The organism is Pseudomonas sp. JV245A (assembly GCF_032424515.1).
Classification (GTDB): Bacteria; Pseudomonadota; Gammaproteobacteria; order Pseudomonadales; family Pseudomonadaceae; genus Aquipseudomonas; species Aquipseudomonas protegens.
Window position 1 is genome coordinate 1 of the sequence record NZ_VYKE01000537.1, and the last position, 469, is coordinate 469.

1 protein-coding gene is annotated in these 469 nt (G+C 69.3%); it reads left to right on the top strand.

Annotated features, from left to right (window positions below):
• The coding region (locus F6S12_RS32900; protein ID WP_315870009.1) for an Ig-like domain-containing protein at window positions 1-469 on the top strand (469 nt) is incomplete at both ends.

Consider the following 469-nt stretch of genomic DNA (forward strand, 5'->3'; position numbering starts at 1 on the left):
AATGGCTATACCTACGCCGTGCCCGCCCCCACAGTCGGCCCGGTCAGCGCCACGGTGGCCGCCAACAGCAGCGCCAACTCGATCACTCTGAGCCTCAGTGGCGGCGCCGCCACCAGCGTCGCCGTGGCCAGCGCCGCCAGCCATGGGACTGCCACCGCCAGCGGCACCAGCATCAGCTACACCCCCACCGCCGGTTTCTCCGGCACCGACAGCTTCACCTATACCGCCACCAACGCCAGCGGCACTTCCAGCCCGGCTACGGTGACCATCACCGTCACCCCGCCCACCCTGGCGATAACACCGACGACTCTGCCCAACGGCACTCAAAGCACGGCCTACAGCCAGTCCCTGAGCACCTCCGCGGGCACCGCCCCCTACAGCTACGCGATCACTGCCGGCAGCCTGCCGGCCGGCATGAGCCTGAACACCAGCACCGGTACACTCAGCGGCACCCCCACTGCCGGTGGTG